This window comes from Paracoccus sp. (in: a-proteobacteria) (genome assembly GCF_030538695.1).
GTDB lineage: Bacteria > Pseudomonadota > Alphaproteobacteria > Rhodobacterales > Rhodobacteraceae > Paracoccus.
Window position 1 is genome coordinate 70,660 of the sequence record NZ_JAUNTN010000010.1, and the last position, 20,200, is coordinate 90,859.

Genomic DNA, 20,200 nt, shown 5'->3' on the forward strand with positions numbered 1-20,200 from the left:
TGCCGCGACTGTAAACCCAAGCGCGACGGTTGCCTATAACCCGCGCGCTCAAGGCCCCTGAATAATGCGTGACACAACCGCGAGCCTGCTGCTGAACTGGTATGACCACCATGCCCGCACCCTGCCCTGGCGCATCCCGCCGGGGGCAGAGCAGCGGCCCGACCCTTACCGGGTCTGGCTGTCGGAAATCATGCTGCAACAAACCACCGTGGCAGCGGTCCGGGGCTATTTCCAGCGGTTCACCGACCGCTGGCCGGATGTGCAGGCGCTCGCCGCGGCGGATGATGCTGATGTGATGGCGGAATGGGCTGGGCTTGGCTATTACGCCCGCGCCCGCAACCTGCTGGCCTGCGCCCGCGCGGTGGCGGCGAATGGCTTTCCCGATACTGAAGCCGCGCTGCTGACCCTGCCGGGCATTGGCCCCTATACCGCCGCCGCAATTGCCGCGATTGCCTTTGACCGCCGCGCCGTGGTTGTGGATGGCAATGTCGAGCGCGTCACCGCCCGGTTTTTCGCCGTCACCGAGGCTTTGCCCGGCGCAAAGCCCCGGCTGCGGGAACTGGCCGACCAGTTGACCCCGGATCAGCGCCCCGGCGATTTCGCACAGGCGATGATGGACCTTGGCGCGACCATCTGCACCCCGCGCAACCCGGCCTGCGGCATCTGCCCGCTGGTCCATGACTGCGCCGCCCATGCGCAGGGTATTGCCGCCGACCTGCCGCGCAAAGCGCCCAAGCCGCCGAAACCGGAACGGCAAGGTGTGGTCTGGATCGGCTTTCACAGCGATGCGGTGCTGGTCGAGCGCCGCCCGGCCAAGGGCCTGTTGGGTGGCACGCTGGCCTTCCCCTCGGCGCATTGGGACGGGCGCGACCTGCCACCGCCCGCCGCTGCCGACTGGCGCGATATTGGCATGGTGCGCCATATTTTCACCCATTTCGCGCTGGACCTGACGGTAAAGGTCGCGCAAATCTCGGGCAACCCGGAACGCGGAGAGCTGATCCCCCTGACCCGGTTCGACCCGCAAGCCCTGCCCGGCCTGATGCGCAAGGCATGGGCGCTGACACAGGAGGCGACATGAGCGCGACCGACGGTTTCACCCTGACCCATACGATGATCCGCATTGCCGACCCCGACCGCAGCCTTGGCTTTTACCAGCAGGCTTTGGGCATGACGCTGGTCACACGACTGGATTTCGACGAATGGCGGTTCAGCCTGTATTTCCTGCAAGCGCCGGGCAATGGGCCAGCGGCGGAGACGCTGGCCGACACGTTCAGCCGCCCCGGCCTGCTGGAACTGACCCACAACTGGGACGATGGCGACAAGAGCTTTCACAATGGCAATACCGAGCCGCAAGGCTATGGCCATATCTGCATCAGCGTCCCCGATCTGGCCGCCGCGGTGGCGCATTTCGATGCGCTTGGCGTGAGTTTTCACAAGCGCCCCGACGAAGGCGGCATGAAGAACGTGGTCTTTATCACCGACCCCGACGGTTATCGGATCGAGGTCGTCCAGCCTGACCTGATGGACGGCATTGTCGGAGCCCATCGCAAGGCGTGACCTTGCGCCGCGCTGGCAGGGTGCGGGGCTTTGCGGTAACATCTTGCAAACGAAAGGATGCCCGATGAAAGCCCCGCTGCGAGAGGCCCTGCCCTTCTGGATGTCCCTTGGCCTGATCCCGCTGGCGGTGATTGCCGCGCGGCTTGGCGGTTGGTGGTTCCTGCTGTTGCCCGGCTATAGCTGGACGCTGACCACCCTGCTGGACGCGGCCCTTGGCCGGAACGAGGCGAACCCCGACCCGGAAACCCCGGAAACCGCGCTGTTCTGGTATCGCGCCGTCACGATCCTGTGGTTTCCGGTGCAGTTCTGCCTGATCTTCGGCATGATCTGGTATGCCACCCGCGCCCCGCATCTGTCGGGATGGGAGGCGATGGGCCTGTTCTTTGGCATCGGCGTCGCCAGTGGCACCATCGGCATCGTCTATGCGCACGAATTGCTGCACCAAAAGAACGCGCTGGAACGCTGGCTGGGGGATCTGCTGCTGGCCTCGGTGCTGTATTCGCATTTCAGAACCGAACATCTGCTGGTCCATCACGCCTGGGTCGGCACCCCGCGCGATGCGGTCACGGCGCGCTATAACGAAGGGTTCCACCGCTATTTCTGGCGCGTTCTGACCGATTGCCCACGCAGCGCATGGCAGGCCGAGGCGAACCGCCTGCGCCGCTCGGGCCGCAGCGTTTTTGCCCGCCGCAACCCGTTCTGGCGCTATGCCGCGCTGCAAGCCGCAATGCTGGCGCTGGCGCTGGTGCTTGGCGGCTGGATGGGCTTGCTGCTGTTCTGCTGGCAGGCTCTGGTCGCGGTCTGGCAGCTTGAGCTGACGAATTACATCGAACATTACGGCCTGACCCGCCAGCACCTTGGCGAAGGCCGCTATGAACACGTCCTGCCGCGTCATTCATGGAACGCCAGCCATACCGCGTCCAACTGGCTGCTGATCAACCTGCAACGCCATTCTGACCACCACTATAAGCCCGACCGGCGCTTTCCTTTGCTGCAAACCTATGGCACGGACGAGGCACCGCAACTGCCGCTTGGCTATCCCGCGCTTGGCATTGCGGCGATGATCCCGCCGCTGTGGCGCCGGGTGATGAACCCCCGCGTCCGCGCCTGGCGGCGGCAGTTCTATCCGCAGGTGACGGATTGGAAGCCCTATAACCGCGGCGATACCCCCATGCCCCGCGGGGCGCTTTAGGCGAGCGCGGAAGGGGGGCTGTCTGCCCCCCATCGCGTGCCGCGATTCCCCCCGAGGATATTTCTGGACAAAAGATCAACGCATGGGGAGATCTGACCCACCCCACAAAAAAGCCCCGCCCAAGGGCGAGGCAGGCGGGTTCCGGCCGCCCGATGCAGAAAGGCGGCGGGCCGGAACCGTGGCGATAGAGGTCAGTTGGGGCGATCGGCCATTTCGGCACGGATCTGCTGGCGCAGGATGTCGATAGGAACCATCCGGCCTTCGCGTTTGAAGTGCCAATAGGTCCAGCCGTTGCAGCTTGGCGCGCCTTCCAGCGCAGCGCCGACCTGATGGATGCTGCCCTTGACATCATTGCCGATCAGGCTGCCATCGGCGCGAACCTTGGCCTTGTGGCGGTTGCCGATCGAGAACAGTTCTTCGCCGGGCCGCAGCATCCCGCGCTCGATCACCTGACCGAACGGCACACGCGGCTCAGCCCGCTTGCTGGCGGTGGTCTCCAGCGCCGAAGCGTCAAAGCGACGGACGCGCGACAGGCGCTTTTCGGCGGCGGCGCGGTAGGATTCCTCGCGCTCGATACCGATGAAATCGCGGCCCAGCATCTTGGCCACCGCGCCGGTAGTGCCGGTGCCAAAGAACGGGTCCAGCACCACATCGCCGGGGTTCGTCGTGCCCAGCAGCACGCGATGCAGCAGGCTTTCCGGCTTTTGCGTCGGATGCGCCTTATCGCCGTTGTCGTCCTTGAGGCGTTCGCCGCCGTTGCAGATCGGCAGCACCCAATCGCTGCGCATCTGCACGCCTTCGTTCAGCGATTTCAGCGCCTCATAGTTAAAGGTGTATTTGGCACCCTCGGATTTGCTGGCCCAGATCAGCGTTTCATGCGCATTGGTCAGGCGCTTGCCGCGAAAGTTCGGCATCGGGTTCGACTTGCGCCAGACCACATCATTCAGGATCCAGAAGCCCTGATTTTGCAGCTCTGCCCCCATGCGGAAAACATTGTGATAGCTGCCGATGACCCAGATCGCCCCGTCGGGTTTCAGCAGCCGCCGCGCGGCGGCCAGCCAGTCGCGGGTGAAACGGTCATAGGTTGCGAAACTGTCGAACTGGTCCCAATGGTCATCGACGGCATCGACCTTGGAATTATCCGGCCGGTGCAGATCACCCCGCAGTTGCAGGTTATAGGGCGGGTCAGCGAAGATCAGATCGACACTGCCAGCGGGCAGGCTGTTCATAATCTCGATGCAGTCGCCCGCAAGAATCTGGTTCAGCGGAAGCGCGGTCTGCGCGGCTTTTTCTTTGGTCTTTGTCATCTCTGCCTCGGGTGATTTGTGCCGGCTGTTTTCCGCCAGCTTATGTCCCGAATGATGATTCAGACACAATTCGCCGTCAATTTCTTTTTTGAATCAATTAGTTAAGTTTTTACCTTGCCACAAGATGTTGTGGACGGGGGCGAAGGAACGTCTATGATGCGGGGTCACCCCCATATCTAGAAGCGCCTGCCGATGCGCCTTGGTCGGATAGCCCGCGTTCTTTTCCCAGCCATAGCCGGGGTGCTGTTGCGCCAAATCCACCATGATGCGATCGCGCCACAGTTTCGCCAGGATCGAGGCCGCCGCAATCGACAGCGACAGCGCATCGCCCTTGATGATCGCCTGCCCCGGCACCGGCAGGTCGGCAGGCAGCATATTGCCATCCACCAGCGCCAGATCAGGGCGCTGACGCAGCCCCACCACTGCCCGGCACATCGCCAGATGGCTGGCCCGCAGGATGTTCAGCCGGTCGATTTCCTCGACACTGGCATGGGCCACGCAATAATCGGCGGTTTCCAGAATCGCGGCCTCGACCGCTTCGCGCCGTCTGGCGGTCAGCTTTTTGGAATCGTTCAGCCCCAGCGGAATCCGCGCCGGGTCAAGGATCACCGCCGCCGCCGTCACCGGCCCGGCCAAGGGGCCGCGCCCGACCTCATCCACACCGCAGACCAGCCGCGTCCCCGCCGCCATCGCGGCTGTTTCCAGCGCGAAATCCGGGGTCATGCCACACGGTCCAGCTTGGGCAGGAACACCGTCAGCAGCCCCATCAGCGGCAGGAACGAACAGATCAGATAAACGAACTGTATCCCCCGCGCATCCGCCACGACCCCCAGCACCGCAGCCGCCACGCCGCCCATGCCGAAAGCCAGACCAAAGAACACCCCGGCGATCATGCCGACCCGCCCCGGCACCAGCTCTTGCGCGAACACCACGATGGCGGGAAAGGCGCTGGACAGGATCAGCCCGATCAGCACCGTCAGCACGCCCGTCGCCACCAGCCCCACATGTGGCAGCATCAGCGTGAACGGCAGCACCCCAAGGATCGAGAACCAGATGATCCGCAGCGTCCCGATACGGTCGCCGACGACACCGCCAAGGATCACCCCGGCGGCGGTTGCGGCCAGAAACAGGAACAGCATCACCTGCGATTGCTGGTTCGTCAGGCCAAAGCGGTCGATCAGGAAGAAGGTGTAATAGCTGGACAGGCTGGCCATGTAGATGTTCTTGGTGAACACCAGCGCCGCCAGCACGATGATTGCCCAAACCACGCGGTTGCGCGGCAGCCGCAGGGGCGGCACCTCTCGGGCCGCAGCGGCACGGCGGCGGGTCTCGGCCCATGCGCCGATGCGCCACAAGGCCCCCGAGGCCAGCGCCGCCAGCGCCGCGAAAATCGCGACCGAAGGCCGCCCGAACGGCACTACGATAAACGCCGCCATCAGCGGCCCCAACGCCTGCCCGAAATTGCCGCCGACCTGAAACAGCGATTGCGCCGTGCCGAACCGCCCGCCCGCCGCAATCCGGGCGATACGGCTGCTTTCCGGGTGAAATACCGCCGAGCCGCAGCCAATCAGCATCCCGCCCGCCAGCAGCACCGGATAGCTGTCTGCCCAGGCCAGCAGCAACACCCCCAGCATCGTCGCCAGCATCCCCACCGCCAGCGATTTCGGCATCGGGTGGCGGTCCGTCACCATCCCCACCACCGGCTGAAGCAGCGAGGCCGTCCCCTGAAACGCCAGCGTCATCAGCCCGATCTGCCAATAGTCCAGCCCGAACTCATCCCGCAGTTCGGGGTAGATCGCGGATAGCAGTGATTGCATCACGTCATTCGCCATATGGCACAGGCTCAGCGCAATCAGCACGTTCCAGGTGGTGCGCATAGCGGGCGCGGCAGGTGGCATGATCTTCCCCCATGAGACAGCGGCGCAAGGTCGCAACACGCCCTTGCCAAGTCAAGCGGCACAGTTGCCGTTACGTCACACCTCAAAGTTGTAAATCTGAACGTGGAAACTGAACTTGATAGTATAGTTCTTGTGGGTTAATCACAGCCGGCGCGAGACAGGGTTCCGCAGGAATCAGAACGCTACCATGTCTATTTTGACACCTGACAATTTAGACATGTTCCACCCAAAGGTGAAATATGACAGCAACGCATTATGACACGAACGGTTCAGATCGAAAGAACGTGATGAAATCCATGCTGAACAACTCGCTTGTTCCCGCACCTTCTGGCTCCCGCCCCGGCGCGATGCGACGGCAACACACATGGCAATCCATCAAGGCCGAGGTTCTGGCCCGCATCCATGATGGCACCTGGCCCGCAGGCGCGCTGATCCCGACCGAACAGGAACTGTCGCAGGAAATGGGTTGCGCCCGCGCCACGGTAAACCGGGCGCTGCGCGATCTGGCCGACAGCGGGCTTCTGGAACGCCGTCGCAAGGTCGGAACGCGTGTGGCCCTGAGCCGGACACAGGACCGGGCAGGCGGGCTGCGCTCCATGCGCATGGAAATCGAGGCTGCCGGGCTGACCCCGGAATATCAGCACGTCAACACCCGGGAACTGCCCGCCCCCGCCAATATCACCGCCGCGCTGCACCTGCCTGCGGATACGGTCATGCTGCGCGTTCATGGCCATATCCTGACCGACGGCCAGCCCTATCTGTGCCTGACCTATTGGATCAGCAGGCAGGCCGTGAACGGTTACAGCCTGCCGGATTTCGTCACCATCGCCCCGGATGACTGGCTGCGGCACAGCATCCCGCCCACGCGCAGCAATGCCGAGCTGATGGCCGTCGCCATGCCCGCGAATTGCGCAGGGTTCTTCACGACCACGCCCGGCACGCCGGCGCTGATGCTGCAAACCGAGGCATGGGACGGTGCCCGCCCTATCAGCCTTGGCCAGATGGTTTTCGCGCCCGAACACCGGCTGCAATCCACAACCTAGACAGGCCCGCTTGACGCGCCACGCAATGACCTCGAAAAGCGGCGGGAACCCGTTACCCGCTGCCGGGTTTCGTCCCTGTCTGATACCCGAGGTCTGTGATGCTGTCCCGCCGCTCTGCCCTGTTGCTTTTGACCGCCGCCGCCCTGCCTTTGCCACGCCGCGCCAAGGCACAAGCCGCGCTGACCGTCGATGCGATCGAGGCCGCAAGCTGGACCGGCAGCTTTCCCGCCGGGCAATCCGGTTTCGCCGTCAAGGTTCAGGTTCTGCTGGACCGCGCCGGGATTTCGCCGGGCGTCGCTGATGGGGTCAAGGGTGGCATGAGCCGTTCGGCCATCACCTCGTTCCAGCGCCGCGCCGGACTGCCGGTCACGGGCGAGATGACCGATCAGGTCTGGTCACTGTTGCAGGGCTGGGCTACGGAGCCGATCACCAAGACCTATACCGTCACCGCCGCAGATGGCGAAAACCTGGTGGACCGCATCCCCGATGATTACGCCGAAAAAGCCGCGATGACGCATCAGGGCTATACCAGCATCGCGGAACGTCTGGCCGAGCGGTTCCACATGGACGAAGCCTTCCTGAAACAGATGAACCCCGGCGTGCAGATCGTGCCGGGCGCGGTGCTGACCGTCACCGACCCCGGCCCCGAAGCCAAGGGTCAGGTGACATGGATCACCGTCAACCGCGCCACCCGCCGCGTGACCGGCTATGACAAGGTCGGGCAGATGCTGGTCGATTACCCGGCAACGATCGGTTCGACCAGCACGCCATCCCCGGCAGGGTCGTATAAGGTGGCGAATGTGGCGCTGGACCCGAATTATACCTATAATCCCGCCGTCAATTTCCGGCAGGGCGAGAACGACAAGCCGCTGGTGATTCCGCCGGGGCCGAACGGGCCGGTCGGCAATGTCTGGATCGGGCTGTCGCGCCCGACCTATGGGATTCATGGCACCGCTACGCCCTCGCGCCTGTTCGCCAACCAATCACATGGCTGTGTGCGGCTGACCAACTGGGACGCGCGGGAACTGGCGCATATGGTCAAGGCCGGGGTGACGCATGTCGATTTCATCGACAACCCGAACCCGCCCAGCATGATGCCGGTGGCGGGAAACTGATGCGGACGGCGGGGCTGGCCCTTCTGCTGATGCTAGGCATCGCCGCCGCGCAGGCGCAGGATCGCCCGCCGCTTCGCCCCGAGGGAGCAGAGGCCCCGGTGGCGAAACCCGAGGTGGAAACCGCCACTGTGGATTCTGAAACCACACCTGAAACGACCGCTGCATCGAAGCGCCCACCCCTCAAGCCGGAGCAGACAGAGGCCGCCACGGCCGCAGACCCCGAGGGGGAAGCCGTCACCAACGAACCCATCGCCACCACCACGCCCGCACCAGCTGATCCCGAACCCGCGCCACAAGCCCCGGACCCGACTCCGCCGCAAATCAGCGACTTCGACCATGCCGCCTGTCTGCTCGCCTTGCGCCTGTCCGGGGCGGAGTGGCAAGAGGTTGCGCCGGTCCGTGACGCTGACAATCCCGGCTGCCACATCGCCCGTCCGATCCGGCTGGATTTTGCCGCCCCCGGCATCGAGATCGTCGGGGGTGCGGTCATGCGCTGCGATACCGCGCTGGCGCTGAACCGCTGGACGCGCGAGACCGTCCAGCCCGCTGCCCGCCACCTGCCGGGAGCGCCCAAAGTGATGGCGCTGCTGCCCGGCTCGACCTATCAATGCCGGGGCCGGGCAGGGGGTGGCAGGCTGTCTGAACATGCCATCGGCAGTGCTTTTGACGTGATGGGGTTCCGGCTGAATAACGGCAGCGATCTGCCGGTGCAGCCGCGTCAGGATAAGGGCGACATGACCGAAGCCTTTCAGCGGGCCGTGCGCGGCGGCGCCTGCCTGTTCTTTACCACCGTGCTTGGCCCCGGCCAGCCCGATCACGACGATCACCTGCATCTGGACCTCGCCGCCCGCAGCAATGGCTGGCGGCTGTGCCAGTGATTCAACGCCGGATCTTGCGCAGATCCAGATAGCTGGGATCGAACCGGGCAAGCTGCACCAGCCCGTCCCAGTTCAGAATAGTGATCTCGGCCCCCGACCAGCGGATCAGCCCCCGGTCGCGCAGATCGCGCACCGCCCGGTTCACATGGATTGGGCTGTAACCCAGAATATCCGCCAGCTCACGCTGCAACAGCGGCAGGGTAAAGCGATGATCCCGCGCCGCCCCGACCAGATTCAACCGGGTGTAAATCTCGCACAAAATATGCGCCAGATGCGCCGAGGACCGCAGCGAGGCCGCCGCCACCAGCCATTGCCGATGCACCGCCGCGTCGATCACCGTGGACATCCACAACAACCGCGCCAGATGCGGGTAATTCTCGGTGATCTCGGTCAACTGATCGTGACTGACAAATTCGACCACCACCGGACCGGCGGCAATGACCGTATGCTCCAGCCCGGCCAGCACGAATCCATGCAGATCGACGAAATCCCCCGGCACATGCAGCGCGGTAATCACCCGCCCCTGCGGCCGCCCCACCAGCGCGTGCGAGCGCACCGCCATGCCCTGCCGCATCATGCAACTGCGGCTTGCAACAATATCGGCGGGAACAATGATTTCACCGGGCGCAAAGGAAACGGTCTCGGTCGTGATACGGGACAGCCGGTCCAAGTCCTGAGCATCGAGACTGTCACGATGCTCCAGAAAACGAACGAAAAAATCAGAGATGGCCATTCCTGCCCCTTATCTGCTCCGCAGAGACGCGCGAAGTTTGCAAATCAATCGCAATGGCGCAATGGCTGAAAGCATCGCACTAACATTCATCAAGAGTCTGTTCGCCCTATGACAGCCGGACCGCGCCCGCACGCGCCTGTCCCCGCCCTTGCGGCGCCGATCGCAACGCCGCCGCAAGCGCCTGAAAACTGGCGCTTACACCTCCGCCAGACGGCAATCCGACAAACGCATCCAGCGCCGGCCAGATGCGCACAGCCTCATCCAGCGCCGGGTCAGAGCCTGCAGCATAAAGCCCCGCCTTGATCATGGTTTCAGATTCCGCATAAGCGCCAAGGGCCGCGCGGGCGTGGCGGATCATCTGATTTTCGGTCTCACTCGCCGCATGAGGCAGCGACCGCGACACCGAACGCAGCACATCAATCGCCGGAAACCGCCCACGTTCTGCGATGGCACGGTCCATGACCACATGCCCGTCCAGCACACCGCGCAAAATATCGGCGACAGGCTCATCCATATCTGACCCCGCCACCAGCACGCTGAAGATGCCCGTAATATCGCCGCGCGGCTGGTCCGGCAGGTCCGGCCCTGGCCCGGCGCGCTCTGCCAGTGACATGATAAGATGCGAGGTCGAGGGCGGGTAGCCACGGTCGCTGGCCGATTCGCCGCCAGCCAGCGCGATTTCCCGATGCGCCTCGGCAAAGCGGGTGATCGAATCAGCCAAAAACAGGACATGCTTGCCAAGATCCCGGAAATATTCCGCCACGCTCATCGCCGCCCATGCACAGCGTCGCCGCACCAAAGGCGACTGATCCGAGGTCGCCGCGACCACCACCGAACGCGCCATTCCCTCTGGCCCAAGCACCGATTCAACGAATTCGCGCAGCTCACGCCCCCGTTCTCCGATCATGGCAATCACGATGACATCGGCCTCGACCCCGCGGGCAAGGTTGGACAGCAGCGTGGATTTTCCCACGCCGGAACCTGCGAAAAGCCCGATCCGCTGACCACGCACAAGCGGCAGCAGCGTGTCGAACACCGCCATCCCGGTCGCCATCCGCACCCCCAAGCGGCCGCGCGTCGCAGCAGCGGGCGGCGGCCGGCGATAGCCCCGGCTGACCGGCCCATCGCGCAAGGGCCGCCCGTCCAACGGCTGAGCAAAGGGATCGACCACCCGCCCGATCCATGATTCGTCCGGGGCGATTCGCGGCGCAAACAACAGCTCGACATCAGCCCCGACAGAGAGCCCCTCGACCGGACCTTCGGTCAGAACCACCGCATCGCCCGGTTCCAGCGCGATGATCTCGCCATGCACGACACCACCGCAACCCATTGAAAGCGCAACACGATCACCGACTGACGCGTGCATATCCAGCCCCGACACATGCACCAGCCCGGCCTTGATCCGCACCACGCGACCCCAGAATCGCGCCAGCCGCACACGGCAGATTTCATCGGCCAGGGATTCAATTTTTTCCAAAATAATCTCCTTTCAGGGGCAAAAATCGTCCCGCTCGAAAGGGTTTATAAACCTATTGGGGTTAAGACCGGGTTTACAGCCACGAAGGAGAACCCGGTTTTGTTCGATATTCCTGACACGATGCGCATGGCCCGCGCCCTGACCTCTCATGCCGCCGCACGAGAGGTCGTGCTGGCCCGCAATGTCGCCAATGCCGACACGCCGGGATACAAGGCCCGCGACCTGCCCGATTTCAACAGCGTTTACCGCCAGCAGGACGGCTTTCAGATGCGCCGGACGCGGGCAACGCATCTGACGGACACCGATTCTTATATCACCGCTACGGCGCTGCCGGACCCTTCAACGGAACCTTCCCCCAACGGCAACACCGTCTCGCTTGAGGATGAGATGATCCGACAGGCCAGCATCCGGCGCGAACATAATCTGGGGCTGACGGTTTATCGCTCGTCGCTGTCGATCCTGCGCAGCAGTCTTGGCAAGCGGGGGTAACGGATGAAAGGCCCGATTTCCGCAACCGAACTGGCAGGCTCCGGGATGCGCGCACAAGCTCAGCGGCTGCGCCACACCGCCGAGAATATGGCAAACGCCGATACCCCCGGCTACCGCCGCAAGATGGTCAGTTTCGAGGAACAGGTCCGCTTTGGCCGGCCAACCGGCATGGTCCAGACCGGCCGCACGCAACTGGATCAATCCGACCTGCAACGCATCTATGCCCCCGGCAATCCGCTGGCCGGGCCGGATGGGTATTACGACGGATCGAATGTCGATCTGGTCGTTGAAATGGCCGATTCGAGAGAGGCTGGCCGCAGTTATGAGGCCAATCTGCGCGTCTTTGAGCAGGCCCGCCAGATGAACAGCGCCCTGCTGGACATCCTGAAACGCTAACCAAGGAGAACCCTATGATTTCCGCAATCAACGCCGCTTCCGCCTATCAGACCGCCACCGCCCGCCTTGGCGCGGCACAGCCCGAAACCGGCGTGACCTCGACCATCCGTTCGTTCGAGCAGGTCATGCAGCAGGCCGATGCCGCCGCCGTCGGGGCCATGTCCGGCACCACCGACACCACCCATCTGGTGCAATCAATTGCCGAAGCCGAGCTGGCGCTCGATACCGTGACCGCCATCCGCGACAAGGTGGTTGAGGCCTATCAGGAACTGCTGCGGATGCCGGTGTAAACCATGACCGATGACATCCTGTTCGATGTGCTGCGTCAGGCCCTGTGGATCGCCGTCCGCATGGCTGCGCCGCTGCTGATCGTGGCGCTGATATCCGGCGTGCTGATCGGACTGTTTCAGGCGCTGACCTCGATTCAGGAAATGACCCTGACCTTTGTGCCAAAGGTCGCGCTAATGCTGGCCGTTTTCTGGGTCAGCATGAGCTTTATGACCACCACCCTGTCCAATTTCTGGATCGACCAGATCATCCCCATGATCGAAGGGAATGCTGATGGATAACATAGGCTACGCCACCCTCACCCGCCAATCCGGCCTGCTGCGCGAGATGCGCGTGGTTGCAAATAACATCGCTAATGCCGACACTACGGGTTTCCGCCGCGAAGGCGTCGTATTCTCGGAATATATGCACTCGCTGGATGCCACCGGGCAAACCCTGTCGATGGCCAATGCACGCGGTCGCACGGTTGATCTGATGCAGGCCGGGCTGACCATGACCGGCGGCACTTTCGATCTCGGGATCGAGGGCGACGCCTTTTTCATGGTCCAGACGCCCGAGGGCAACCGGCTGACGCGGGCGGGCAATTTCCTGACCGGCCCGGACGGCAATCTGGTCACGCCCGACGGGATGCCGGTTCTGGATGCCGGTCAGGCCCCGATCAACATTCCGGCGGGGGTGCAATCCGTGACCATCGGCAGCGATGGCACCGTGACCGCTGACGATGTGCCGGTTGCGCAGGTTGGCCTGTTTACCGTCGCAGACCCCACCAGCCTGCTGCACCGCGGCGGCACCCGCTTTGAAACCGAATCCGAAACCATCCCGACCGAGACCGCCCGCATCCGTCAGGGTTTCCTTGAAGGATCGAACGTCGATCCGGTTTTCGAAATGACCCGCATGATCGAGGTGCAGCGCGCCTATGAGATGGGTCAGGCCATGCTGGACCGTGAGGATCAGCGTATCCGCAACGTCATCACCGCGCTGACGCGCTGAAAGGATCACCGATGAAAGCCCTTCAAATCGCCGCCACCGGCATGTCGGCCCAGCAGACACGGGTCGAGGTCATCTCGAACAACCTCGCCAACATGTCCACCACCGGCTACAATGCCCGCCGGGCCGAGTTTGCCGACCTCGCCTATCAACAGGCCGGTCGCCCCGGCGCAATCACCGCCACCGACGGCACCGTGGTGCCTGCCGGGGTTCAGATCGGCCTTGGCGTGCGCCCGACCGCCGTAACGATCAGCGTCGCACAAGGGGCGCTGACAGCCACTCAGGGCGATCTGGACATCGCCATCAACGGCTATGGTTATTTCGAGGTTCAGACCCCCTCAGGCATCTCGGCCTATACCCGCGACGGCAGCTTCAAACGCACCGCCGACGGGCTGATCGTGACCTCGGACGGCTATCCGCTGCAACCCGAGATCACCATTCCCGGCGATGCCCGTTCTATCGCCATCAACGCCGCGGGTGAGGTCTATGCCTATTTTCAGGATCAGGTCGAACCCGAGCTTCTGGGTGAAATCACCCTGACCAATTTCGTCAATGAAAAAGGGCTGGAGGCGATCGGTTCCAACCTGTTCCTGCAAACCGCCGCCTCGGGCGAACCGATGACTGCGCTGCCAGGCACAGAGGGGCTTGGCACGCTGCGCCAAGGCTATCTGGAGGAAAGCGCCGTTGATCCGGTGCGCGAAATCACCGAGCTTATCAAGGCACAGCGCGGCTATGAAATGAACGCCAAGGTCATCACCGCCGCCGACCAGATGCTTGGCGCAACCGTGCAGGTCCGCTGATGCGCTGGCTGCTGATCGCCGCCCTCGCCGCCCTGCCCTTTGGCGCATCCGCCTTGACAGTCGCGCAAACCTTGCCCGCAGGCAGCATCATCGCCGCCGGGGATCTGATTGCCGACACTCCCGGCGAGAATCCCGACGCAATGATCGGGATGCAGGCACGGGTGACGCTGTATCAGGGCCGCCCTGTTTTGGCGGGCCAGTTGCGCGCCCCGCAACTGGTCCAGCGCAACAAGCTGGTGCCAGTGCTGTGGCAACGCGGCGGGCTGAGCATCACCACCGAGGCCCGCGCACTGGAACCCGGCGCGGAGGGCGACCGCATCCGCCTGATGAATCTCGATACCAAAACCACCATCACCGGCACCGTTGCTGCCAACGGCACCGTGATCGTTTCGCTCCCGGAGAACCGGCCATGAAAAAACTGTTTTTGATCCTTGGCACCCTTGCCGCCCTGTCCGCCTGCGCCCGCGTCAGCAATATTGGCCAGCCGCCCGCGCTGACGTCGGAACGCGACACCCCCGAGTTCGAAGCCATGACCAACCCCGAGCTTGACTTCTCGATGGCCGCGCAGCCCCAATCGCAGGGGGCTTCGCTGTGGCAAGGTCAGCAGCGTTCGATTATCGGAGACCGTCGGGCGATGGCACGCGGCGACATTCTGACCGTCGCCATCGAGATCAACGACCGGGCCGAAATGCAGAACAGCTCGGGCCGGTCGCGCAGCGCCTCGGATCGGGTCAGCATCCAGCAAATGGCCGGGATTCCGCAGCGGCTGGCAAATTCCTTTCCCGAAGGCGCCGGGCTGGACAATCTGGCCGAGGCCAATTCCGCTTCGACCTTCAAGGGCAGTGGGAATATCTCGCGCCGGGACAAGCTGACGCTGCGGGTCGCGGCAACCGTCATCGACCGCCTGCCCAACGGAACGCTGCATATTCAAGGCACGCAAGAGGTGCGCGTCAACAATGAGTTGCGCGACCTGACCGTCAGTGGTTTTGTCCGCCCCATGGACATCGACCGCAACAACGAGATCCGCTATGACCGTATCGCCGGCGCGCGTATTTCTTATGGCGGGCGCGGTCAGATCACCGACGTTCAGCAGCCCCGCTATGGTCAGCAACTGGCTGACATCATCCTGCCCTACTGAACGGATTTCGCATGAAAAAGCTGCTTTTCCTGTTGCTGCCCATTCTGGCCTTTATCGGCGGCGCCCTGTCCGGCGAAATGCTGGCCCCCAAGCCGCCAATCCCCGAGACGGGAGAGATGCCCGAGGCAGGCACCACCCAGCCGGGCGAACTGCAAGCCGATATGAAAATGGCCGGATTCCGTTTTCCCAGCCAGTTCTTTGTGCCAGTCATGCGACAGGGGCAGGTATCCTCGGTCATGGTCCTGTCGCTGACCATCGAAATGGCCGAGGCCGATCAAGAGGCCATCTACCGGCAGGAATACCGGCTGCGTGACGCCCTGCTGCGGCAATTGCTGATCTACGCCAATTCCGGCGGGTTCGACGGCAATTTCACGGCCGAACCGCGGATGGAGGCGCTGCGGCGGGAATTGCTGCGGGCGACACATGATGTTGCCGACGCTCCGGTTCATGCCGTGCTGGTCGAGGATATAACACGCCAACCCTCAAGCTGAACGCCGCAATCCAGGGCTGGCGGCAAGGGCGCAGGCGGGCTATCGCTACGACAGCGAAACAGCAAGACGATCAGGATGCCTGACACCGAGATCCTGCCCAGTTCACAGCCCGCCGTCACCATTCTGATGGCGACATATAACGGTGCGGCCTATCTGCCCGCGCAACTGGACAGTCTTGCGGCACAACAGGGCGTGAACTGGCGGCTGGTCATCTCGGATGATGGCTCAACCGACGCAACGGCAGAACGTGTCGCCCGCTTTGCCGCGCGGTTCCCGGCGGGACAGGTGCGGATGCAGCAAGGGCCGGGACAAGGCGCGACGCAGAACTTTCTGTCGCTGCTGGATCAGGTGGCGGATGGCGAATGGCTGGCGTTTTGCGATCAGGATGATGTCTGGCACCCCGACAAGCTGAACCGCGCCGTGAAAGCCCTGCAAGATCAGCCTGCTGCGGCAATCTACAGTGCGCGCACCACCATCGCCGACCAGAACCTGAAACCGCTGGCCGGCTCGCGCCGCTTTACCCGCCCTCTGGGCCTGCGCAATGCGCTGGTGCAGGCGGTGACGGCGGGCAACACGCTGGTGGCCAATGCCCCCGCCGCTGCGCTGCTGCGTCGCGCGGGGCCTGCGGCGCGGACTGCGGATGTGGTGTCGCATGACTGGTGGGCCTATCTGCTGGCCTCGGCTGCCGGGGCGGCGCTGGTCCGGGATGAAGCCGAGGTGCTGCTCTACCGCCAGCATCCGGGCAATGTCATGGGCCGCAACGATACCGCGCTGGCACTTGCCGCGCGGCTGCGGCTGCTGCTGGCCGGGCCGTTCGGGGGCTGGCTGGCGGCCAATCTGCGGGCGGTGCTGGCGGTGCGCGATATGCTGACGCCTGATGCGGTGACGCTACTGGAACAGGTGCAGGCAGCGCAGCGCAGGCCCGGCATGGCGCTGGCAGCAGAGCTTTGGCGGCTGGGGGTGTATCGCCAGACCCGCGCCGGAACAGCGGCGCTATATCTGGCGGCGCTGGCAGGTGCTTTGCGGGATAAGGGGTGAAACCTCTGCAACTGGCTTAACCGCCGGCCAAGCTACCAAGGAAATAAATTGTAAGCATGTGGATAAACCGAAAATACCGACTCTTGGAGCAGCGCACCGGACGAACCGCTCTTGCCGAAGCAATAACAGCCGGAAGATCAGCGGCATTGCCCGCGCTCTGAATGCCCCGAGCCGCTGGACGCACCGCAGGGCAACCGGCTCAGCGGCCGGGATGGGTTGGTATCTGGACGGAGCTTTGCCGGAGCTTCCGGCCGACAGGATTCCCCGATGCGTTGAGTATCACCAGAACCCCCATGTGGATGCATGGTTGGACGCATAGCGGGAAAAGGGCCAGATTGTGCCATCAGGCCCCCGCGTGGCAGGTCCACGGTGACAGCCCCCGCCCTGACAGATGATTACGGGCGAATTGCTGCCCTCTCACCTCGTGCAAAATCGCACGGGTTGAAACACATTCTTCTGGAATGGCATCACATTCCCCCTTACCGTTCTGTTCATCCGCTCTTACAGCGACACGCCAATATTCAGCAAATAAACCCAACCCAATAAATGCCTTCTAGGAATACTTATAAATGCCTGATGTTGCCGCACGAATCCGAAGCCTAAGAGAACAAAAAGGCTTAAGCCGGAAAGCATTTGCCGACGCAATAGGCGTGAGCGAAGCCAAGGTTCAGGCCATAGAGATAGGCAGGCAGCGAATAGACCACGAGGTTCTGAGGGCATTATCTAAACGCCTAGGGATTGATGCTAACTGGCTTTTACTAGGGGTCGCAGAGGCTAACTCGCCCGACACCTCAACACCTCTGGCACAATTCGTCCCCATAACCTGCTTTACCGTCGGAGCGTCCACAGGCCGCGGCTCCGTTGCCCAAGACGAAACAGGCAGCGGCACCTACGCCTATAACAAGGCGTTTCTGGACCGGCGCGGCCTGAAACCCGGCAATCTGGCGGTGATCTCTGTGCGCGGCGACAGCATGGCCCCCGATCTGCGCAATGGCGACCTGATCCTGATCGACCGCGCAGACGCCACACCCGACGCGATCCGCGAAGGCCGCATCTATGTGGTTAAGTTTGATGGTGATTTATACGTCAAGCGCATCCAGCGCGCCCCCGGCAAACGCCTGATACTGGTCTCGTCCAACCCGGCCTACCAGCCGGTGACGGTCGAGGAGGGCGACATGGACGGCATCAAGATCATCGGACGCGTCGTCAACTCGACCCATGAATGGTGACTTACTTCCAGTCGTAGGCGGCGGGTGGAAGCTGGCGGAAGTTATTCCAGCCGATTGTGTTCCGCTCTGCCCGATCAGGCCGGATCAGGCGACCAACACAAACCCCAGCAAACACGGGCCTTCCCAAAAGCCCATTCCAGAACAGCACGTTCCACCCATTCCAGTTTATTCCATTCACCCCAGCGAAGCCTCCCGGAAAAATCGCAGACATTGCTAGTGTGCCGCAACGGCTGGCCGCAAGACCAGCGCGGCTGCTTGCGGATAAGGGCCTGCAAACCAACTGCGCGCTGTGCCGGATGATTGCGGCACCGGGGCCGTCATTCCATAGCCCCTATCCTGCAAACGGGGCTTTCGCAGCCTTAAACGGCCAATCGTCGGCATCACAATCCCCCGGTCTGTTCCCTGCCCCTCATATGCCCCTGCACGAAATCACCATTGTGACCGCACCCCTATATGCCCACCCGATCTGCGACCAGGGGACAGGCCCCGGACGCGACGGCAAATGCTGCACTTGCAGCAAAAGCAGGTGCATCGAGTCACTTTTGCTGCTATACACCCCGCGAAGCAGAAAGGACGCCGCATGGACCTGACCACCATTGCCACGATCGTTCTGGCCTCTGGCAGCGGTGATCTGACCTGCCGCGCCGGTTCGGATGTCAGCCCGGCACAGGCACAATTGCTGTGCCAGGAGGTCGCGACCCGTTTGCCTGCCCGCACCCGCGCCGCAACGCTGGATATATCCCGCTATGGTCTCCATGGGGTCGAGGCTGTCCTGCATCTGACCGATGACACCGGCACGACCGTTGCCTTGCCCCGGATGGGCGTGACCATCCGGGATCTTGACCACTTGCCCGACGGGGCGCTGCAGGGGCTGGCAACCCGTATCAGCCGGAAAGCCCGCAAACACGTCAACCCGTAAGACCCGCCTCTCCGGCCCTTCCTGATTTTCACCCCCCCGAAACGGACCCGACATGAGCACATATACCCCCGAGCAGGTCGCTGATTACCTGACCCACGGCTATTATCGCGACATGGGCGAAGACCCGCGCCACTTTAACGCCCGCACCGGCAGCACGCTGACGGTGGACCTCAGCCCGCTGAGCGATGAGGCTGCCGCGATTGCCCGCAAGGCGCTGAGCGCATGGACCGCCTTTACCGGGATCAATTTCCGCGAAATCCGTGGCAATGGCTCGGATTGGGCCTCGACCGCGCAACTGGTGCTGACCGACAGCAACCCCTATGCCTTCAGCCAAAGCTATACGGTGGGCGGCTATACCGATCAGTCGCTCGTCAATGTCGGCTTTCTATGGGAAGTATACTACGGTATCCGCGACGATACCTATTATTTCCAGACTTGGCTGCATGAGATCGGCCACGCCCTTGGGCTGGGTCACACCGGGGCCTATAACGGTGATGGGACTTGGGGCGTCGACAATATGTTCGACAATGACACCTGGCAAATGTCGCTGATGTCCTATTTCTCACCGGACGAGTCGCCGGTCGTGAACGGGGATATGGCATGGGCGCTGACCCCGATGCAGGCCGATATTATTGCGATGGAAAATCTCTACGGGGTTTCTTCGACAATCGAGGCTGGCAACACGACCTATTTCTGGGACAGCAATGCCACCGGATATTGGAAAGATCTGTCGGACCGGATCGCCTCGGGTGCCATAAAGGACAAGTTCACCCTGACCCTTTACGACAAGGGCGGCAATGACACGATCAACCTGCGCGGCGATACCAACGCGCAGCGCATTGATCTGACCCCCGGTGCGGTATCGGATATTATGAACACCAAGGGCGGCATGGTGATCGACCGCACAACGATCATCGAAAACGTCATTGCCGGGTCAGGTGCCGACCATATCACCGGCAATGCGGCAAATAACCGTCTGGAAGGTCGCGCCGGGAGTGACACCATCTACGGCATGGCCGGCAATGACACGCTGGACGGCGGCAATGGCTTTGACCTGCTGGACGGTGGCGACGGTGACGACAGCCTGAACGGCGGCTGGGGCAATGACACCCTGCTGGGCGGTAATGGCAACGACATGCTGCTGGGCGGCGGCGGTGCCGACTCGCTGGATGGTGGAGAGGGCGAAGACCGCTTGTTCGGAGAAGCAGGCAATGACCGGCTGGCG

General features: G+C 63.1%; 24 protein-coding genes. 19 read left to right on the forward strand and 5 right to left on the reverse strand.

Annotated features, from left to right (window positions below):
* Positions 1-64: 64 nt before the first annotated feature.
* The 3 genes from Q4G24_RS07090 (at position 65) to Q4G24_RS07100 (ending at position 2,749) form a co-directional block, all read left to right on the forward strand.
* Positions 65-1,078: an A/G-specific adenine glycosylase gene (locus Q4G24_RS07090; RefSeq protein ID WP_303365813.1), complete on the forward strand. Its 1,014-nt coding sequence runs from the start codon at positions 65-67 to the stop codon at positions 1,076-1,078.
* The gene (gloA, locus tag Q4G24_RS07095) at positions 1,075-1,557 is read left to right on the forward strand and encodes a lactoylglutathione lyase (RefSeq protein WP_303365814.1); all 483 of its coding nucleotides are present in this window, start codon (positions 1,075-1,077) and stop codon (positions 1,555-1,557) included. The genes Q4G24_RS07090 and gloA overlap by 4 nt, the downstream gene beginning before the upstream one ends.
* 64 nt (positions 1,558-1,621) lie before the next feature.
* Positions 1,622-2,749 carry an alkane 1-monooxygenase gene (locus tag Q4G24_RS07100; protein ID WP_303365815.1) on the forward strand — a complete coding sequence of 376 codons (1,128 nt, stop codon included), beginning with the start codon at positions 1,622-1,624 and terminating at the stop codon, positions 2,747-2,749.
* A 191-nt stretch (positions 2,750-2,940) separates the two neighbouring features.
* Here the strand turns inward: Q4G24_RS07100 and Q4G24_RS07105 are convergent, their stop codons facing one another.
* The 3 genes from Q4G24_RS07105 to Q4G24_RS07115 all read right to left on the reverse strand — a co-directional run bounded on the left by Q4G24_RS07105 (position 2,941) and on the right by Q4G24_RS07115 (position 5,954).
* The gene (locus Q4G24_RS07105; protein ID WP_303365816.1) at positions 2,941-4,056 is read right to left on the reverse strand and encodes a site-specific DNA-methyltransferase; all 1,116 of its coding nucleotides are present in this window, start codon (positions 4,054-4,056) and stop codon (positions 2,941-2,943) included.
* A 93-nt stretch (positions 4,057-4,149) separates the two neighbouring features.
* Entirely contained in the window at positions 4,150-4,779 is a 630-nt protein-coding gene (locus tag Q4G24_RS07110) for a ribonuclease HII (RefSeq protein ID WP_303365817.1), read from the reverse strand.
* The gene (locus Q4G24_RS07115) at positions 4,776-5,954 is read right to left on the reverse strand and encodes an MFS transporter (protein ID WP_303365818.1); all 1,179 of its coding nucleotides are present in this window, start codon (positions 5,952-5,954) and stop codon (positions 4,776-4,778) included. The genes Q4G24_RS07110 and Q4G24_RS07115 overlap by 4 nt, the downstream gene beginning before the upstream one ends.
* Before the next feature lie 239 nt (positions 5,955-6,193).
* Between Q4G24_RS07115 and Q4G24_RS07120 the strand changes: the two genes are divergently transcribed.
* From Q4G24_RS07120 to Q4G24_RS07130, 3 genes are all read left to right on the forward strand, one after another.
* Complete coding sequence (locus Q4G24_RS07120) at positions 6,194-6,997, forward strand: GntR family transcriptional regulator (protein WP_303365819.1); 804 nt, start codon at positions 6,194-6,196, stop codon at positions 6,995-6,997.
* Between the two features lie 98 nt (positions 6,998-7,095).
* Entirely contained in the window at positions 7,096-8,112 is a 1,017-nt protein-coding gene (locus Q4G24_RS07125; RefSeq protein WP_303365820.1) for a L,D-transpeptidase, read from the forward strand.
* Complete coding sequence (locus Q4G24_RS07130; protein ID WP_303365821.1) at positions 8,112-8,990, forward strand: extensin family protein; 879 nt, start codon at positions 8,112-8,114, stop codon at positions 8,988-8,990. Before Q4G24_RS07125 ends, Q4G24_RS07130 begins: the two co-directional genes overlap by 1 nt.
* Before the next feature lies 1 nt (position 8,991).
* Here the strand turns inward: Q4G24_RS07130 and Q4G24_RS07135 are convergent, their stop codons facing one another.
* Entirely contained in the window at positions 8,992-9,723 is a 732-nt protein-coding gene (locus Q4G24_RS07135) for a Crp/Fnr family transcriptional regulator (protein ID WP_303365822.1), read from the reverse strand.
* A 106-nt stretch (positions 9,724-9,829) separates the two neighbouring features.
* Entirely contained in the window at positions 9,830-11,191 is a 1,362-nt protein-coding gene (locus tag Q4G24_RS07140; protein ID WP_303365865.1) for a FliI/YscN family ATPase, read from the reverse strand.
* A 108-nt stretch (positions 11,192-11,299) separates the two neighbouring features.
* Here Q4G24_RS07140 and Q4G24_RS07145 point away from each other — a divergent pair, with 108 nt between their 5' ends.
* The 13 genes from Q4G24_RS07145 to Q4G24_RS07205 all read left to right on the forward strand — a co-directional run.
* Positions 11,300-11,689 carry a FlgB family protein gene (locus Q4G24_RS07145; RefSeq protein ID WP_303365823.1) on the forward strand — a complete coding sequence of 130 codons (390 nt, stop codon included), beginning with the start codon at positions 11,300-11,302 and terminating at the stop codon, positions 11,687-11,689.
* A gap of 3 nt (positions 11,690-11,692) precedes the next feature.
* Positions 11,693-12,085, forward strand: coding sequence for a flagellar basal body rod protein FlgC (gene flgC, locus Q4G24_RS07150; RefSeq protein WP_303365824.1), 393 nt, complete (start codon positions 11,693-11,695; stop codon positions 12,083-12,085).
* 14 nt (positions 12,086-12,099) lie between these two features.
* On the forward strand, positions 12,100-12,375 hold the full coding sequence (locus Q4G24_RS07155; RefSeq protein WP_303365825.1) for a flagellar hook-basal body complex protein FliE: 276 nt from the start codon (positions 12,100-12,102) through the stop codon (positions 12,373-12,375).
* 3 nt (positions 12,376-12,378) lie between these two features.
* Entirely contained in the window at positions 12,379-12,654 is a 276-nt protein-coding gene (locus tag Q4G24_RS07160) for a flagellar biosynthetic protein FliQ (RefSeq protein WP_303365826.1), read from the forward strand.
* Positions 12,647-13,363: a flagellar hook-basal body complex protein gene (locus Q4G24_RS07165; protein WP_303365827.1), complete on the forward strand. Its 717-nt coding sequence runs from the start codon at positions 12,647-12,649 to the stop codon at positions 13,361-13,363. Before Q4G24_RS07160 ends, Q4G24_RS07165 begins: the two co-directional genes overlap by 8 nt.
* A gap of 11 nt (positions 13,364-13,374) precedes the next feature.
* Complete coding sequence (gene flgG / locus Q4G24_RS07170; RefSeq protein WP_303365828.1) at positions 13,375-14,160, forward strand: flagellar basal-body rod protein FlgG; 786 nt, start codon at positions 13,375-13,377, stop codon at positions 14,158-14,160.
* A complete protein-coding gene (gene flgA / locus Q4G24_RS07175) occupies positions 14,160-14,573 on the forward strand; it encodes a flagellar basal body P-ring formation chaperone FlgA (RefSeq protein ID WP_303365829.1) in 414 nt (137 codons plus the stop codon). Before flgG ends, flgA begins: the two co-directional genes overlap by 1 nt.
* A complete protein-coding gene (gene flgH, locus Q4G24_RS07180; protein ID WP_303365830.1) occupies positions 14,570-15,298 on the forward strand; it encodes a flagellar basal body L-ring protein FlgH in 729 nt (242 codons plus the stop codon). Before flgA ends, flgH begins: the two co-directional genes overlap by 4 nt.
* Positions 15,299-15,309: 11 nt before the next feature.
* Positions 15,310-15,789, forward strand: coding sequence for a hypothetical protein (locus Q4G24_RS07185; protein WP_303365831.1), 480 nt, complete (start codon positions 15,310-15,312; stop codon positions 15,787-15,789).
* 75 nt (positions 15,790-15,864) lie between these two features.
* Positions 15,865-16,827, forward strand: coding sequence for a glycosyltransferase (locus tag Q4G24_RS07190; protein WP_303365832.1), 963 nt, complete (start codon positions 15,865-15,867; stop codon positions 16,825-16,827).
* Between the two features lie 569 nt (positions 16,828-17,396).
* Entirely contained in the window at positions 17,397-18,056 is a 660-nt protein-coding gene (locus Q4G24_RS07195) for a LexA family transcriptional regulator (RefSeq protein WP_303365833.1), read from the forward strand.
* A 580-nt stretch (positions 18,057-18,636) separates the two neighbouring features.
* Positions 18,637-18,975 carry a hypothetical protein gene (locus tag Q4G24_RS07200; RefSeq protein WP_303365834.1) on the forward strand — a complete coding sequence of 113 codons (339 nt, stop codon included), beginning with the start codon at positions 18,637-18,639 and terminating at the stop codon, positions 18,973-18,975.
* Between the two features lie 52 nt (positions 18,976-19,027).
* On the forward strand, positions 19,028-20,200 hold a 1,173-nt coding region (locus tag Q4G24_RS07205; RefSeq protein WP_303365835.1), incomplete at its 3' end, for a M10 family metallopeptidase C-terminal domain-containing protein.

Coding starts and splice junctions, on each gene's coding strand:
- Q4G24_RS07090 (WP_303365813.1), top strand. CDS start 65: ATGCGTGACACAACCGCGAGCCTGCTGCTGAACTGGTATGACCACCAT.
- gloA (WP_303365814.1), top strand. CDS start 1,075: ATGAGCGCGACCGACGGTTTCACCCTGACCCATACGATGATCCGCATT.
- Q4G24_RS07100 (WP_303365815.1), top strand. CDS start 1,622: ATGAAAGCCCCGCTGCGAGAGGCCCTGCCCTTCTGGATGTCCCTTGGC.
- Q4G24_RS07105 (WP_303365816.1), bottom strand. CDS start 4,056: ATGACAAAGACCAAAGAAAAAGCCGCGCAGACCGCGCTTCCGCTGAAC.
- Q4G24_RS07110 (WP_303365817.1), bottom strand. CDS start 4,779: ATGACCCCGGATTTCGCGCTGGAAACAGCCGCGATGGCGGCGGGGACG.
- Q4G24_RS07115 (WP_303365818.1), bottom strand. CDS start 5,954: ATGCCACCTGCCGCGCCCGCTATGCGCACCACCTGGAACGTGCTGATT.
- Q4G24_RS07120 (WP_303365819.1), top strand. CDS start 6,194: ATGACAGCAACGCATTATGACACGAACGGTTCAGATCGAAAGAACGTG.
- Q4G24_RS07125 (WP_303365820.1), top strand. CDS start 7,096: ATGCTGTCCCGCCGCTCTGCCCTGTTGCTTTTGACCGCCGCCGCCCTG.
- Q4G24_RS07130 (WP_303365821.1), top strand. CDS start 8,112: ATGCGGACGGCGGGGCTGGCCCTTCTGCTGATGCTAGGCATCGCCGCC.
- Q4G24_RS07135 (WP_303365822.1), bottom strand. CDS start 9,723: ATGGCCATCTCTGATTTTTTCGTTCGTTTTCTGGAGCATCGTGACAGT.
- flgC (WP_303365824.1), top strand. CDS start 11,693: ATGAAAGGCCCGATTTCCGCAACCGAACTGGCAGGCTCCGGGATGCGC.
- Q4G24_RS07155 (WP_303365825.1), top strand. CDS start 12,100: ATGATTTCCGCAATCAACGCCGCTTCCGCCTATCAGACCGCCACCGCC.
- Q4G24_RS07160 (WP_303365826.1), top strand. CDS start 12,379: ATGACCGATGACATCCTGTTCGATGTGCTGCGTCAGGCCCTGTGGATC.
- Q4G24_RS07165 (WP_303365827.1), top strand. CDS start 12,647: ATGGATAACATAGGCTACGCCACCCTCACCCGCCAATCCGGCCTGCTG.
- flgG (WP_303365828.1), top strand. CDS start 13,375: ATGAAAGCCCTTCAAATCGCCGCCACCGGCATGTCGGCCCAGCAGACA.
- flgA (WP_303365829.1), top strand. CDS start 14,160: ATGCGCTGGCTGCTGATCGCCGCCCTCGCCGCCCTGCCCTTTGGCGCA.
- flgH (WP_303365830.1), top strand. CDS start 14,570: ATGAAAAAACTGTTTTTGATCCTTGGCACCCTTGCCGCCCTGTCCGCC.
- Q4G24_RS07185 (WP_303365831.1), top strand. CDS start 15,310: ATGAAAAAGCTGCTTTTCCTGTTGCTGCCCATTCTGGCCTTTATCGGC.
- Q4G24_RS07190 (WP_303365832.1), top strand. CDS start 15,865: ATGCCTGACACCGAGATCCTGCCCAGTTCACAGCCCGCCGTCACCATT.
- Q4G24_RS07195 (WP_303365833.1), top strand. CDS start 17,397: ATGCCTGATGTTGCCGCACGAATCCGAAGCCTAAGAGAACAAAAAGGC.
- Q4G24_RS07200 (WP_303365834.1), top strand. CDS start 18,637: ATGGACCTGACCACCATTGCCACGATCGTTCTGGCCTCTGGCAGCGGT.